Annotated in this window: 6 protein-coding genes, 2 tRNA genes and 1 pseudogene; all 9 read right to left on the minus strand. The window is 44.0% G+C overall.

What is annotated here, in order from left to right; translation table 11 throughout:
- Positions 1–38: 38 nt before the first annotated feature.
- The gene (ileS, locus tag P0108_RS00310) at positions 39–3,449 is read right to left on the minus strand and encodes a mupirocin-resistant isoleucine--tRNA ligase (protein ID WP_410311000.1); all 3,411 of its coding nucleotides are present in this window, start codon (positions 3,447–3,449) and stop codon (positions 39–41) included.
- A 346-nt stretch (positions 3,450–3,795) separates the two neighbouring features.
- Positions 3,796–4,869 carry an Abi family protein gene (locus P0108_RS00315; RefSeq protein ID WP_473730738.1) on the minus strand — a complete coding sequence of 358 codons (1,074 nt, stop codon included), beginning with the start codon at positions 4,867–4,869 and terminating at the stop codon, positions 3,796–3,798.
- Between the two features lie 199 nt (positions 4,870–5,068).
- Positions 5,069–5,141, minus strand: a tRNA-Arg gene (locus tag P0108_RS00320).
- Between the two features lie 162 nt (positions 5,142–5,303).
- On the minus strand, positions 5,304–5,624 hold the full coding sequence (locus P0108_RS00325; protein ID WP_410310998.1) for an exodeoxyribonuclease VII small subunit: 321 nt from the start codon (positions 5,622–5,624) through the stop codon (positions 5,304–5,306).
- Between the two features lie 48 nt (positions 5,625–5,672).
- A complete protein-coding gene (gene xseA / locus P0108_RS00330; protein ID WP_473730739.1) occupies positions 5,673–7,103 on the minus strand; it encodes an exodeoxyribonuclease VII large subunit in 1,431 nt (476 codons plus the stop codon).
- A gap of 120 nt (positions 7,104–7,223) precedes the next feature.
- Positions 7,224–7,297, minus strand: a tRNA-Lys gene (locus tag P0108_RS00335).
- Between the two features lie 88 nt (positions 7,298–7,385).
- A pseudogene (locus P0108_RS00340) lies at positions 7,386–8,486 on the minus strand (class C sortase).
- Positions 8,487–8,597: 111 nt separating this feature from the next.
- Complete coding sequence (locus tag P0108_RS00345) at positions 8,598–14,225, minus strand: S8 family serine peptidase (protein WP_473730665.1); 5,628 nt, start codon at positions 14,223–14,225, stop codon at positions 8,598–8,600.
- A 722-nt stretch (positions 14,226–14,947) separates the two neighbouring features.
- Complete coding sequence (locus P0108_RS00350; RefSeq protein WP_102155368.1) at positions 14,948–15,706, minus strand: Abi family protein; 759 nt, start codon at positions 15,704–15,706, stop codon at positions 14,948–14,950.
- Between the last annotated feature and the right edge of the window lie 14 nt (positions 15,707–15,720).

Here is a 15,720-nt window from a genome sequence, read left to right on the forward strand (position 1 = left end):
GGCACGCTTTGTTTAGTTAATTAGCTGTTAGTTGTGTTTTACGCACGCTTAAGAGTTACGCTAAGCTCAGTTGCGCTAGAATCAGCCTCAACAATCTCGAAGCTCGTAGCCAAAGTCTCCTCAGCAATCAAATCGCGGAACTGCTCAACTTTAGCAACGTCCGAAGCTGGCACGCTCAAAGTCAAAGCGATTCGGTCACTAATATCCAAACCGTTCTCCTTACGAGCATCCTGAACAGCGCGAATAGCGTCGCGAGCGTAACCTTCAGCAAGCAAATCGCTAGTCAAAGCAGTGTCGAGCATAACGAAACCGCCAGTTGGCATTGCAGCAGAAGCCGTATTCGCAGCCGCTTGAGCATCCGAAGATTCAACGCGATTTACAAGCTCATATTCGCCCTCAACAAGCGCAACTTCGCCGTTTGGAGTCTGAACAACAGGAGCGCCAGACTCGTCAACTCGCCAATCGCCACTCTTAGAAGACTTAATAGCAAACTGCACTTGCTTGCCCAAACGAGGGCCAGCAGCGCGCGCATTCACCTTAAGCTCGTGAACAATCTTCAAGCCGTGAGAGCTTGCGTCTTCCAAAGTGCAGAATGTAACATTCTTCACGTTAAGCTCGCGCTCAAGAACCTGCTCGTAAGGCTCAACAGCAGCAGTATTTTCTGCAACAACCGTCAAGTTTGCCAATGGCTGGCGTACGCGCAACTGTTCCGCCTTACGCAACGAAAGCGCAGAAGACACAACCTCGCGAACCTTATCCATAGCAGCAACCAAAGCATCGTCATGAGCAAGAACAGCACCAAGCTCAGTGACTGTTCCAGCCTTAGGGTTCTTCTCACCGTCTGAAAGAGTTTCAGGCTCAACCAAATACGGCCAATCAGCCAAATGCACGGATTCGCCGCCGGTAAGACCGCGCCACACAGCCTCAGCTTCCATAGGAGCAAGAGGAGCAATCGTGCGCATGAACACTTCCAACACAGTGTAAAGCGTGTTGAAAGCAGTCTCGTCTTCATTCCAGAAGCGGTCACGACTGCCGCGAATATACCAATTCGTAAGCACGTCAATAAAATCGCCAACTGCTGCGCAAGCATCGCTAATCGCAAACTCGTTCAAGCACTTTTCTACGCGCTCAACAAGCAAACGCGTGCGAGCAAGCAAATAACGATCCATGTTGCAAAGTCCTGCAACCTCATCCGCGCGAAGGCGACGAGCGTCATAACCCTTACCACCGTTTGCAGCATTCGCATACAAAGTGAAGAAGTAGTACGAGCTCCAAACTGGAAGCATAACCTGACGAACCGTATCCCTAATGCCGTCTGCAGTCACAATCAAATTGCCACCGCGCAAAATTGGCGAAGACATGAGGAACCAGCGCATTGCGTCCGAACCGTATTCGTTGAAAACGCCGTTCACATCCGGGTAATTGCGCAAATGCTTACTCATCTTCTGGCCATCGGAACCAAGCACGATGCCGTGGCAAATCACGTTCTTATAAGCTGGGCGGTCGAATAGAGCCGTAGCCATAATGTGAAGCGTGTAGAACCAGCCACGAGTCTGACCAATATATTCAACGATGTAGTCGCATGGGAAGTGCTCTTCGAAGAATTCCTTATTTTCAAACGGATAATGGAATTGCGCGAAAGGCATAGAACCAGACTCAAACCAGCAGTCGAGAACATCCGTAATACGGTGCATTTGCGACTTTCCAGTAGGATCATCCGGATTTGGACGAGTAAGACGATCGATATACGGACGGTGCATATTCACATTGCCATCGTCATCGCGCGGATAGTCGCCAAAATCAGCCTTAAGTTCTTCCAACGAACCGTATACGTCTACTCGAGGATACTTTGGATCGTCACTCACCCACACTGGAATTGGCGAACCCCAGAAGCGGTTACGGCTAATCGACCAATCGCGAGCGTTAGAAAGCCACTTACCAAACTGGCCATCCTTAACGTTTCCAGGAATCCAATTAATCTCTTGATTGAGCTCAAGCAAACGCTTCTTAATCTTCGTAACAGACACAAACCAGCTAGAAACAGGCTTGTAAATAAGCGGAGTTGCGCAACGCCAGCAATGAGGATAGCTGTGCACGTAGCTTTTTTCTTGGAACAGCAACGCGCGCTGATCTTCCGGCATTTGAGCGAGCGGGCCGTCGCCTGCACGCAAGTTACGCAAAATAGGCAAATTGGCGTCGAAAACGTACAAGCCTTCATAATCTGGGCAGTCGCTTGTAAACTTGCAGCCTGCGTCGAGCACGTCAACGCTGCGAATTTCGTGCGCGTTAAGCGTGTTCATATCGTCCTCGCCGTAAGGAGCCTGGTGAACGAGGCCAGTACCTTCAGCGGTGTCAACATAATCTGCAGTGAAAATCGTAAAAGCGTTAGGACCAGGAGTGCCGCCTTCGGCGAGCGCAGAATCGCTTGCAAAGTATGGGAATACTGGGTAGTAACGCCAGCCTGCCATATCAGCGCCCTTAAGCTCGCGCACAACTTCGTAATTTTCGCCAAGTTCCTTAGTGTAGGAGCCAAGCAAAGGCTTACCGATGTAGAACTTTTTACCTGCGAACTTGCCTTCAGTTGGGCGAACTTCCACGTAGTCGATGTCTGCGCCAACTACGATTGCGAAATTGGTTGGCACAGTCCAAGGAGTAGTGGTCCAGAATACTGCGTAAGCGTCGGCTTCGTCGCGAAGCTTAACGGCAACGGAAACGGTAGTATCCTGACGATTCTGGTACACATCCGCGTCCATGCGAAGCTCGTGGGCTGAAAGTGGAGTTTGGTCCTTCGGGCAGTACGGAAGCACGCGGTAACCCTTGTAAGCCAAGCCCTTATCGTAAAGCTGCTTAAATGCCCACATAACGGATTCCATGTATGGAATGTTCAGCGTTTTGTAACCGCGCTCGAAATCAACCCAACGAGCCTGACGATGCACGTAGTTTTGCCACTCGTTTGTGTACTTTAAAACGCTGGCGCGGCAAGCATCGTTAAACTTTGCGATGCCCATTTTTTCGATTTGCTCAACCGACTCGATGCCGAGCTCCTTCTGCGCTTCAAGCTCTGCAGGAAGACCGTGAGTATCCCAACCAAAAACGCGGTTTACTTTGCGGCCGCGCATAGTCTGATAGCGCGGAACGACGTCTTTTGCGTAGCCTGTGAGCAGGTGGCCGTAGTGAGGAAGACCGTTTGCGAATGGAGGTCCGTCGAAGAACACGAACTCGTTTTGACTACCCTTGCCGGACGGACGGTATTCGATTGACTTGCGGAAAGTGTTGTTTGCATCCCAGTATTGGAGAACTGATTCTTCAAGCTTTGGGAAGGAAGGATTTGGTGCAACTTGCGCGCCGGAGTTTTCTTGCGTTGATGCTGAAACACTTACCTTTGGGTATACGTGATTTGCGGACGTATTTTCGGACGCGTTTGCTGCTGGATTAGTGGATTCGCTCACTGTGCTCTCCTCGCTCAACAGGGTGAATATTTCCCTGCGAGGACGACAGTTACTGCCGCGGTACCACCTCGCTTGCTATAAGATGATTACGTAACGTGTATCGCAATGCATAACGCAAGTGCGTAACACAAATATGCAACGCAATCGAACTATTCCCATAGCCTCTCGTGTTTGGCTGTGCGGGCCAACCCCGTCGGTTCTAATAAGCTAGAATCTTACGATTCCTCGCCGTTCTTCCGAAAACTCCCCGCCGATAACGGATCATCGCTTAAGTTAGAAACAATCTAACACTATCCCCTAACATTAGGAAGAATTTCGCGACTCGCGAATAATTTTCATGACATATTCATGACATATTATCCAAAAATGCTTTAGCTTCCTTAACATTGCTAAAAACAATACCGTCTTCAGAAATTTTGCCATTCATAATTTGATTAGCGTGATTCATAGACTTAAGCGTTGCTTCATTCGGAACAGGCAAGTTACTATTCTCTTTAATTTTATTTTTCCAATCATAAAATTCATCAATACTAGACATTCCAATGCATTCAATAACATTTTTAGAGCAATTTGGAACTTTATCGCAAAGCGCAACAAGTAATTTTTCAATCTTCTCTAAAAACTCTAGATAATAGCTAGTTTCTAATAATATGTCGAAATCTTTAATAAGCTGAAAGACTGTTGCATTATCACTATGCGGTCTAGCACAATACAAACGTTCATCATGCGCACAAATATTTCTGAACTCTTTAATTCTTCTATAAATAGAATCAATTTTTATTGACGTAATATCTTTTTGAGAACAGTGTGAAGAATTATAAAGTTCAGTATATTTTTTAGCAACCAAACCTCTAACGCATTTAGTTTGCGCTTTGTAAAACCAGAACATCTGTCCGAAAGTCAAATCATTAGATAAAACCCATAATGGAACTTGCCCATCGTGATTATTGATACAATGTCGTATGTACTCTTTTCCTATATTTAATTTTTGATTATTTGACTTATTATTTTCTATAATTCGATTAAATGCTTTAATTAAACCACCTGATTCCTTTGGATCTTCATAGTTAGTTTCATTAAGGTAAGCATTAACTTCATTACCGTGCATTTGGCTAAAGCAATATGAACATGATGACCTTAACAATGCTTCTGCTCTAGTTGTAGCTGCAAAGATAACACTGCGAAGTTCACGATCAAATTTAAAAAGATAATAAATGTGTTCAAACTTTGTTCCTTGAACATATTTATTCGAATTTTTTGACTCAAGAAATGGATTTTTATATCCATTTACAACGCTATAGTAACCTTCTCTTTCAAGTATTTCCATAGCTTTAATCTCATCAGGAAACACTACTCCTCTAGACTTAAGTAATTCTATTTGTTGTCTGATAGTAGTAAAAGGTTTATAAATCACCATCATCCCCACCAATCCCCCGCTATTAGATGCACAAAGAGCCAATCAATCGCTTGATTGGCTCTTCGCGAACCAGACACTGCCTGGCTTCACCACTACTCAATTATACGAAAGAAACTAATATTTGTCAACAAAAAATAGGCGAATTATACAGCACACAACACCATTGCACAAATATAAACTGCACAACGTCCACACATAAAAGTGCCCCGGATCAGAATCGAACTGACGACACCCACTTTAGGAGAGTGGTGCTCTATCCACTGAGCTACCGAGGCAACAAATGGCAATTATACACTATGGCGTGTCACTGCGGCGCGCAGCAGAAACGGCAGAAACAGTGCAAGGGTGAGTAGTTTATGCCACTTTTTCGCAAGAATCCGACCAAAACGACTCAGTCGCGAGTAGTTTATGCCGCCTGAGCGCATAATCAGCGAGTGCTAATCCTCAAGATTAGACTGCGTGCCAGCCGTAGCCGCCGTCGCCGACTGCTCCGCCTGCGCCGCGTCCAACTTAGCGCGAACCGTGGCAAGCAAACCCTGCGCGCGCTTTGCCAACGCCTCGCCAATCTCCCACTGACGCATGGACTGATCGAGCGTCAAACCGCCAGCTTCCAACGCTTGAACCGCCTGAACCAGCTTTTCGCGAGCTTCTTCGTACGGCATCGCCTCAATCGCAGCGCGCTCTTCTTTCGTAAGTGTGCTTGCAAATTCTGTGTTTTCTGCTGATTCTTCCGCTTTTTTCGTTACTTTCTCACTCATATCTAACCTTTCGTTGTATCTAAATAAATATCTAAAATATCTAAAAAATTATTTACTTGACTTTTTACTTGGCTTTATGAAAGCAGACTTAGTAACAGCTGACTTTGTTCCAGTCACCTTGCCAAGAACCACGCCACTTTTAAGCGTAACCGTCATATCGTCGCCAACTTGCGCTAAAGCCGCGTCGTCAAGCACTCGCCCACCGCTAAGCTGCACAACAGCGTACCCGCGATTCAAAGTCGATTGCGGACTTAACGCAGTCAAGCTTGCGTGAGCCTTCTCAACAGTCAAACTCGCGTCGTCAAGAAGTCGCACCAAACCGTGACGCATTCGCTCAACAGCCTGCTCAACCAAGCGCTCGTGCGGCTCAAGCATAGTGCTCGGGCGCGTAAGACTCGGGCGATTCGCATAACCTTCAACGAGGCGAATCTCATTGTCGACGCGCGCAGAAATTCGCATGCGCATAGTTTGCAACGCGTTATCAATAAGCTGCCACTGCTCGCGTACGTCTGGAACAACGCGCTTTGCAGCATCCGTAGGAGTCGAAGCGCGCATGTCTGCAGCCAAATCAATCAGCGTCCAATCGTCCTCGTGGCCAATTGCAGACACAATCGGCGTCACGCACGCAGCAGTAGCGCGAACCACGCCTTCGTCTGAAAAACCAATCAAATCCTCAAAGCTACCGCCGCCGCGAGCAACGATAATAACGTCAACTTCTGGATCCGCGTCGAGCTGCTTAATCGCGGCAATAATATCCGCCGGGCACTGCACGCCCTGCACGTGCGCGTGAATAACTTTGAAGCGCGTAACAGGCCAGCGCAAATTCACGTTCGTAATAACATCGCCCTCCGCGCGAGCTTGAGGAGCGCACACAAGTCCGATGCACTTAGGAAATTCCGGCAGCGGAACCTTATTTTCAGCGTCAAATAAGCCCTCGCCCTTAAGCTTTTTTCGCAACTCGTCAATTTGCGCTTTTAAGTCGCCTGCACCGACGCGGCGGATTTCGTCTGCGACGAAGCTTAAGCGCGTGGCTTTTACCCAAATATCCGCCTTGCCGTGAACGACTACGCGGTCGCCCTGGCGAAGTTCGCGCGCCTGCTGCACGAAATTGCTGAAGCCCATTACGGAAATCGACACTTCTTCATTACTGTCGCGAAGGGTGATGTAACCGGAAGAAGCGCGGCGCATGTTAATTTCGACGATTTGACCCTCAATCCACGCGGCTGGCCAGCGTTCTACGGCGCTGTGGAACTTTTGGCTTAAAACGGCAACAGGCCATGGATTTTCGGCAGTCGTGTCGGCGGCTTTTAGAGGGAGCTGTCGCGGCTGAGCTTGCTGCGGCGTAAGTGATTGCAGCTGCGACTGAACTTGTTGCGACTGCGACTGTGCTAAATTTAGCAGCGGTTGTTGCGGCGTAAGCGGTGGTTGTTGTTGCGGCTGTTCAAGCTGGGCATCATCCTGGAATAATTGCGGCATCATATTTGACGAGGTCATGTTTCCAGCTTGACTGCAAAGAAGGACAAACGCGCGCTGCTGCATATGCGTGACGGAGAGATTAGATACGAAAAAACCCAAGCGATGAAGCTTGGGTTTTGCTTGTGCCCCCTCAGGGATTCGAACCCTGGACACGCTGATTAAGAGTCAGCTGCTCTAACCAACTGAGCTAAAGGGGCGTTGGCTATCTTGGTTCGTTTCGCGAACCGAGTAACTACTATACTCAGAATGAGCTTGCACGCAAGCCGGCGTGTCGCATTGCTGCGCTCAGGCAGGTCGTTTGCGCAACTTACGCAACATTTTGCGCGAAACCGCCAGCAAATGCCTGCCTTGCACACTACTCACACCATTCTTCTTTCGCAACGACGCAATCAGCATCATCGCCATCAACACCGCAGACATCACCATCGATATCACAAACAACGTCATCCACAACGACCACTGCATATGGTCGCCCGGCACGTTAGCAGGATCCGGCAACACACGATACCCCGTCACGAGCAGCCTGTGCGTGTTAACTCCATACGGGGTACACGTAATCAGCGTCGCCAAGTCGCGCCCCTTTTCGCGCCGCAACAAACGAATATCGTTCGGCTCCACCACATTTATGCGAAACACTCTGTATCGAAGAGTCTTGCCTTGCACGTCAAAGTAGAAGTAATCACCTTTTTTCAGCGTGTTTAAATCGTCGAACATTGTGGCATCCGGCATACCCGTATGCGCCGTCACAACCGTGTGCCTGCTTTTGCCGCCCACCGGCAAATCCGTGCCGTACAAATGCCCCGCTCCCATCGCGAGAGTATCTTGAGTAGTTCCATGGTAAATCGGCAGCCTCACGTCAATTTTCGGTATTTTCACAACGCCTTCAGCATCGACATCACTAAGCACTTTTTCGTACTCTTTATATTCGGGAGTGTCCATGTAGTCGTTATTGCCGTTATACGGGTCCGCGCTAATAATCGCCTTGTGGCGAGCGTTGTATTCACGCGCTTTTCCCAAAATTTCCGCGCGATTTTCTTTAGTCTTTTCCTTATTTAATTTATCGTACTAGATTGAGAGTTCTTTGGCAGCGTGATTGTTGACCAAAGTAGAAACCACAGGATAGCTGAAACACAAAACGCCAATAGTAACAAGCGCAATCAGCTCAGCCAGCTTGCGAAGTGTGGACATTGGTTTTGGGGAAGATTGCTCTTGTGATGATGAAGATTACGAAGACTGCGTAGACTGCGCAGATTCAGTATTTTCGGAAGATGCAGCGATTCCAGAGCTTGCGGAAGATTCCGCACTTTTGGAGGACTTATTAGCGCGCATACGAGTCAGCCGCTTAAATAGCGCGCGAGCAGACTCTGCAAAATCAGCTAGCTTCATAATTCCTCCAATAATAATAAAAAAGGAGCAAAGAGCACTCCCACCTTATTAGAAGATGAAAGTGCTCTTTGTTTATTTACTTTTGTTTGTTTATTTACTTATTTTGTTTATTTACTTGCTGGCGTGCGTATGATGGCGGCGAGTTTTAAACGTTACAGCACCGCTTGCAAGCAACACCATAAACGTCACAACCATGCCAATCACACTGCTACCAGTCATCGCCAAGTCAGAAGTCATCTTCTTGGCGGCAGACTTAGCGGCAGCCTGCTCCTTTTCAGCAGCCTTCTGCTTTGCAGCAGCGTTGCCATTCGCAGCACCTGCGTTGGCACTTCCGTTGGAGGCATTTCCGTCTGTACCAACGTAAGTAGTGCCAGTAAATGTGCCAAATCCAGAACCAGCACCTAATCCGTTGCCGAATCCAGTACCAGAATGAAGCTCCGAATACTTCAGGTTAATCTCTGCATCTGTTTCATCGGACGCTGTAGCATTCTCAGGAACAACCCACACGTTAGCCCAAGCAAGCTGCTCACCTTTGTCGTTAAGCAAAACAATCGTATGCTTACCGAAGTAGCCAGCTGGAATCACAACATTAAACTGAGGTTGACCATTCTTATCCAAAGTTACTTTCACATACTTAGATCCATCTGCGCCCTTCAATAACACAGGCGAAGAATACATGTAAGCATAAGCGTAAGCAACCTTGTTTTTCTTAAGTTCCTTGATGAACTCGCTCGTGGCAGAAGAGACCTTAGTCTTGTGAGACTTAGAGCCAGCATCACCCTTAGCAGGAGCATCCATGCCAGCGAAATACAACTTCACAGGATTGCTCTTACCAGCACGAACAACATTATTCATATGTTCACCAGCAACAAGGATTCCCTTAAGCGACTGATCTAGCTTTGCGGTAGATTCAGGAGCTTTAGGTGCTGGAGTTGAGGTGGAAGGAGGATTGACAGTTACAGAGGAGGAACCATGATCGTTCCCATGACCATCATTCGACTTCTTTTCAACGACGAATTCTGCGGAAGTATTCTTCGTTGCAACGTTACCAGCATAATCAACAGCTTCAACTGTGATTAAGTGCTTTCCGGCAGAAAGTGAATTGAAATCAACATCTACCTTCAGCGGATCCTTCAGATCTTTCAGATCGGCAAAAGTAGCATCGTAAGGATTATTCTTACTCAGCTTAATATCCGTTTCTTTAAGACCATTACTTGCATGATTTACTTCTTTACCATCAATCTTCACTCGCAATAACTTCAAATGATCATCTTTAGCTGTTACAGAAATCTTACGATTTGCTTCAACATGATCATTGTCCTTTATTCCAAGTGTCACAGAAGGAGCATCCTTATCAACAACAACAGGAGCACGACCATACAGTGCACTAGACATCTGATCGATGGCTTGGATTAACACAAACTCTCCATTTTTAACTTCAACATCTCTATCGAAGCTCTGAGCATTAGTTTCTTTGCCTTTAGAATCAGTACTGAAGTTGTCTGAAGCAATAAGATTATTAATCTTAAGAGTATAGCCAGCAAAATCATCACTAATAACACCCTTGAATTTCACAGTGTCATTATTAGTGAATATTCTGCCGCCATACAACTTTGGAGTGCTAAACATTACTTCTGGAGCCTGTCTGTCGAAATAGAAAGCAACTGGAGTGTCTAATACCACATCACTTCCCTCTTTAACAATCATCCTAAAGTCATTTATTCCAGGATGCATTGGCAGAGTTACCGTGAATGTGGAATCAGCATTTGCATTAGTGGACTTAGTGATTGTTGCAGCTATAGGATCAAAGTCCTCATACCCCGAACCATCATCTTTAACTCGATTAGCTTTTGTAAATAGTATTTCTGTAGCTTTGTTACTTACTTTGCCGTTTGCATTAAATGAATCGAGCGAAGTACCACTATTTCCAGGAACAATCCAGTTGTATGATCCTAAGCTGTTAGCATTACTCAGTGAAATATTATAAAGCTTTGGCTCTGTCTTTGTTGGCATAACGCGATTAGCGAAACCTACATTCTGAGTAGCTGTGTTAACTCCATCATTAGCAACCAAGGTAACTGAATATGTACTAGCAGATGGAATAACTTTTACAGTAAATGAGCCATCAGTAGCAACATTTACAGGCTCTTCCACTTGTTCAGTCTGGACTTCACCACCAACAACCTCATCTTTACTATACTTGACAGTAAATGTGAGATTCTGCTTTGGAGTAGTATCGTCCTTAACTTCACCTTTAACTTCTACTACACCAGTTTGGTCAATTGTTACATTCCCATTACTATCTGCATTAGTTAGTTTAATTATTGGTGCTTTTCCGTCGAAATTAGTTGCAAGAGTTTCAACTACTTCTTTACCATCAGAACCTTTTGCTTTAACTTTTATTGTATTAGCACCTGATTTAATAGGAGCAGTAAAGCTAAATTCAGAATCATCTGTCTTAACAGCTAATTCTTCTTCTGCTTCAGTTCCTGATTGAACATAAGCTTTCACATCCTTGCAACCATCAGCAATACGTCCAGAGATTTCGATGCTGTATTTATCAACACCGTTATCTTTTTTAGCAGTGACATCCTTAATGCCAATATTCTTAAGATTAACCTCATTATTTATGAGAATCTTTTTATTAGCAAATCCCTTAAACACTTTGGAAGTATTGGTTTCATTGAAACCTCCATCATGCAAACTGACATTGACGTAATAAGCATCCTTACCTACATTAACTTTGCAAGTGCGAGTATAGCCATTTGCGTCATGAGTTTCACTGCAGTCCTTCTCATCAACCTTGATATAATCACTGTTACCATTAACTCTTACACCTGGTTCACTCAATGTTTCACTTAACTCATCATGAGCTGTAATGGTAATTTCACCATCTTTATCAGGTTCGCTAATTGTAACGGTTGGAGCTTTAGTATCAAGGTTAAAATGCATATCAGTCGTCTGGCACATATCCTTAGTCAAGCAAGCTTTTACTCGATAAATATATTTGCCATCAGGAAGCTTCTTATTCCAATGCGCGATATCAGTAGATGTCTTATCATAAATAGTTCCATCAAATTCAACAGAACTATTTAATGCTCTTGGATCGCGTAATAATTCTGAGAAATTAGAACGAGAAACGTCATGTTCCTCTCCTACTTCTGCAACAGTCTTACCAGAATTATCCAAAACAGAATACTGTATTAGACTTGCATTACGGAATAATGCTAGTGATGGTCGTATCTTATCAAATAACTCATCACCATTTGGAGAAAATTCTAAATGAACAGGAGCTTCATCATTAACTTGCACATCACCAAAATAACTTTCAGCAATAAGCGAAGTAGTCATATTAATTGCATTTTTAAGATACTCTTCACCAGGCTTTACAAGAATTGGTTCCTTATCCCAATTGCCAACAAAGCCAAGATATGGAACAGCCAAATCTGGTTCCCCAGAGGTCTTTGAAGTAAAACGCGCCCAACCTTCAACATAATGGTCGCGAGTCACGTCTGGAGTTAATGTAAACTCTACTTCCTTTTCTGACTTAGGATCTACTGTAACCGTATTAGTCGAAGAAGCTAATGTTTCTGAGCTAATAGAGGTAGTCGTTTCTGCATTAGCATTATTAGATTCATTAACAACATTTTGTTTAGGAACTTCATAAGTTACAGCCTTATCTCCATAATTATGCAGTTTAACAGTGAACTTACGATCTCCATTAACCTGGCGTAGAGCCACGTACGAATTGCCATTGACTGTTGCAATCACGTTAGTAGCAACAGCTTTATCAACCTGAGCTAATCCAGCGCCGATTTGACGAGGAGCAAATGGTACATTGCTGGAATTATTGAGAATCTCAGCCGTATTCATCAAGGCTTGTTCAACACGAGTAGCACGATCTTTAGCAGAAAGCTCAGGGAAGCGCTTCTTATAGCTTTCCATCACCAAAGCTGAAAGACCGGAAACGTTTGGAGCAGCCATAGAAGTACCAGACATATTAGTGTACTTGTTGTTGTTCTGAGTAGACCACACGTTACCGCCGATGCCAGCAATATGAGGCTTAAAATCAAGTTCTGGCGTTGGACCCCAAGAAGTAAAGCTAGAAGGATGCAACTTATCAGGATTTGCAATGCCCATTGTCTTATCAGAGAAGGAAACCTTAACTGTACCACTTGCATTAGCTTTGAGTGCATCAACAATCTTTAAAGCATCTTCACGACGAATTGATGCTCCAAAGCATGTGAACTTATCAACTCCAGCCATGCCAAGGAACTGTGCCGAATCGCCAGCTTTGTTATAAACGATTACACCATCAGCACCCTTATCAATAGCATTCTGGAATTTTTCACTAAATGCTATTGCGCCACGTTCAACTAAAGCGTACTTTCCATGAAGATCCAAATCCTTAACTTCATCTTTTTTGCCAAGACCGATATTCACAATCTCATGTTCTTTACCATCAGCTTTTCCTGAGGCTATAGAGTAAGGAATCTCAGTTGTCTTATTAGCTTTATCCGTATATGAACCAGCGGTTTGAATAATATAAGAATTTTCTACAGAAGCAACGCTGAAAGCAGAAGGATAAGAAGACGGTGAACCAAGAGTTGCATCATCCCACTTTCCTAATGCATCATTAGTTCCTCCAGATGTGGAAAAGCTTAAACCGGAGTTTCCTGCAGAAATAACTGGAAGCACACCAGCTTCGCGAGCCTTCTTTAAAGCGAGAGATGTAGCGTTAGAAGCTCCACCAAAACCGTTATCTGAGCCGAGAGACATGTTAATAACATCGGCATGAAGCTTTACAGAATCTTCGATTGCGGCAACAATATCAGCATCACGAGCTCCGTGCGCTCCCGGCTTATTCGAAAATACTTTCATTGCAAGTAGCTGAGCATTTGGAGCAATGCCGTTAATATGACCGTTTTTATCAGCTGGCTTATTCTCATCATCACCATTAGCTGCCACAATACCAGCTACGTGCATGCCATGCTGCTCTGCACCACTATCTGTAATAGTGTAGTTTTCATCAGCATAATTCCAGCCCGCAGGAACTTTATTAGTGAACTTTACACCATTAGATGGGAATGTGTTCTTAATCTTACGAGCTTTTTCAGCTTTGAAATCAAGCTTCATATCATGGTGACTTGGATCTATGCCCGTATCGATAATAGCCACAAGCATTCCGGTTCCATCAAGTCCACGCTTCTTAAATTCTTCATTCACACCCTGCAAACCGCGAGCATAATTTTCAAGAGGGTAATACAAACGTTCTTTTGCAACGGAAGCTACCTCGTGTTCGTGGCGTAAAGCCGCAACTTTGTTAGCTGGTAACGTTGCTTCAAAACCATTCATCAGGTAACCAAATTGGCGACGTACTGTCATGCCATATTTTGAAGACCATTTTCCAATAAGACGATTCTGGTCAGCTTTATTACTGTTTTCAGATTGTTTCGAAGGAAGTTTTGGCTGTTTCTTCAAAGTAACAATAACAGTTACAGGCTTATTAGAAGAACCAGTCCTGTTAAATGGATTATTAACTATTCTGCTGACAATCTTAGGATCAAGATACTTGGTTGTTTTATTATTCTTATTCTTTTGATTTACAACTTGTGCGAGATTATTGTTCTCAGCACTATTGTCTTTAGCATTTGCTGTACCAAGCGGCACCATAAGCGTCGCCGAAGCCACACTTAATGCTGCTAAACGAGTCAGATATGACGTTCGTTTGAACTTCATAAACATACTCTCCTTCAAAATGGTGGTTGTTATCCCGGAAAAATTTCGGTTCTAGCTATCACAAACTCATGCCAGCTGCCAAAATCTTTCATACTGGCTGCCAAAATTTTTCATGCGGGTGTAAATATTTTTGTTACGCTGGTTTGAATCATTTCCGCTAAATATCGCATAAGAGATATACCCCCCCCCCATGCAAACAGCAAATAATGGTGTATTTTTGCAAGTGCAACAAAATATTTTTCATATACTCTAGCACTTGTTTAAAGAGAAAAAATTTTTTTAACTTGTTAATTTAGCAAATAAAATTTGAAAAATTTGTATTTAGGATAGAAAAAATGGCTAAATTACGCCATTTCCTCGCAAACACTTTTCCACAAGTAACATGTAAAAAATCTGTAGTTAACATATAATTTACAGAATTTTTCAAAAACCTTGCATTTTGACAATGTTTTTTAAAAAAATATTGCTGATTTACCAACAAATGTTGGTTCGTTGCGCAATATAAACCGTAAATTTTTCAGCCAACCGACGATATGCGCAACTGACCGAAACTTTACACGGTGAGAGCGTTACCTCGATTTGAGCAAAAACCCACCAAAGACCTCCAAACACGGGCGCGACAACTTGCTTGAGCGCAGCATTGCGCGCGCTCAGGCAGGCAGTTCGCGCAACTTACGCATTTGCTTTCATACCGTTTACTTCATCAACACCAATCATCAGTATTAATCATCAACACCAATCATCAGTTCCAAATATTTATTAGCAGCTTTACGTATTTTTGAGGGATCAATCCATCCAGTTGTAAACGACTTATTAACCGCATGAAGTAGCGTAAACAGTGCGTTCGTAAGATTCCTCTTTCCCCTAGCTATGTTATATAAATTATCAAAATGAGCTGCTTTATTCCTAATCTCTTTAATATAAATAAGATTTTTTGCTATTATTCTTCTATCCTCATCGTACTCTTTATTCATTTTTGAACAGTTCACAAATGGAAACGCATTGCCTACAGCATCTTTCCAAAGTTTTTGTTGAATGCGATTGCTATTTTTTGTTTCCGAAGATCCAACAAGCTTTACCCATGTTCCCCACATGAGTTTAGATAAAATGTCATCATGATTTACGCTTCTACCATCATGCGAGTGAACTGCAATTTCTCTCGCTTGCTTGATTTGATTTTCAATCAAATCTTTAACCAAATCTGGCGTATACAGAGGATTGGTCCATTCCTCATTTTGCTTTTCTTTCAACGCAAGTTTACGAAGTTCTAAATCAATTGAATTACGCACGCATATTTCTACGTATCCAATCTGCTCATGCAATATTCCTGCTAATTCATGATTCGATTTGCATATAAGCATAGCTGTACCTAAATCATTATTTGCATCGCGCATATAACGATTAAATCTAGCCACGCCACAAAATTGTTGCGCTTCTTGCAAAGTAAAAAATGTATTAGCAGACATGAAAATATTGTACATTATTGCACATTTAG

It is taken from the genome of Gardnerella sp. c10Ua_244 (assembly GCF_055818055.1).

Excerpts from the sequence above, each read along its gene's own strand:
- P0108_RS00315 (WP_473730738.1), bottom strand. The coding sequence starts at position 4,869 with ATGATGGTGATTTATAAACCTTTTACTACTATCAGACAACAAATAGAA.
- P0108_RS00325 (WP_410310998.1), bottom strand. The coding sequence starts at position 5,624 with ATGAGTGAGAAAGTAACGAAAAAAGCGGAAGAATCAGCAGAAAACACA.
- xseA (WP_473730739.1), bottom strand. The coding sequence starts at position 7,103 with ATGATGCCGCAATTATTCCAGGATGATGCCCAGCTTGAACAGCCGCAA.
- P0108_RS00345 (WP_473730665.1), bottom strand. The coding sequence starts at position 14,225 with ATGAAGTTCAAACGAACGTCATATCTGACTCGTTTAGCAGCATTAAGT.
- P0108_RS00350 (WP_102155368.1), bottom strand. The coding sequence starts at position 15,706 with ATGTACAATATTTTCATGTCTGCTAATACATTTTTTACTTTGCAAGAA.